The 774-nt window shown below is 46.5% G+C and carries 1 protein-coding gene; it reads right to left on the reverse strand.

Going from position 1 to position 774, the window contains the following annotated elements; all coding sequences use genetic code 11:
- Nucleotides 1–774 (reverse strand): phospholipase D family protein (locus tag KIV40_RS29000; protein WP_285352684.1); only part of this gene is annotated, 774 nt, incomplete at both ends.

Consider the following 774-nt stretch of genomic DNA (forward strand, 5'->3'; position numbering starts at 1 on the left):
AAGTCCAGAGTCAGGTCTCAGCTCAAACAGTTCAATACCATGTTCCAACATATCTTGGCGTCTGCCCGCATAGGCCGAGTGGTTAGTCACCAAGTCATTTGAAGCCATCGAGTTGGTTAACGCTTTAATTTCAACACCTTGCTTATTCAGCATCTGCCATTCATCAAGCTGACCGTCATCAAACACCAAATACGCTGACTCGAGCAAGATCTCTTGTTTTGACTGTTCTGCTAACTCACCCAAAATCACCGCCGTCTCTTTTGGCTGATCGGTTTCACCAGCATCTACAGGAGTTGGGCGATCATAAACAAAATGCGCTTCGACCCATGTCATCTGCTGCGTTAGCTCGCTTAAGAAACGTTGAGACGCCTCTCGCCCATTAGGCAGCTCTGGATAATTTTTATAACGAGGCGTTACAACCTCATCGAGAAGAGAGAGGTCTGTGGAATCAGCATCACCCAGCATCTCCACAGGGTAAGACCATTCACTGTTCCAGTACTCTGCAAAGCTACCTTGGATCTCTGTCACCACCTCACCGCGCACTAACACGTCTCGATCTCGGAAGTTAATCTCGTCAGAGTAATCGAAATACTCATCGCCAATATTGCGTCCGCCGACAACCGAAAATACGCCATCCACTGTGAACGACTTATTATGCATACGTCGATTTAGACGAGAAAAATCAGATAGAAAGCTAAACCATTTAGAAAAGCCACTGCGACTTGGGGTAGGGTTAAAAATACGAATCTCGACATTTGGGTGTGCATCTAAGGC

It is taken from the genome of Vibrio sp. D173a, assembly GCF_030248475.1.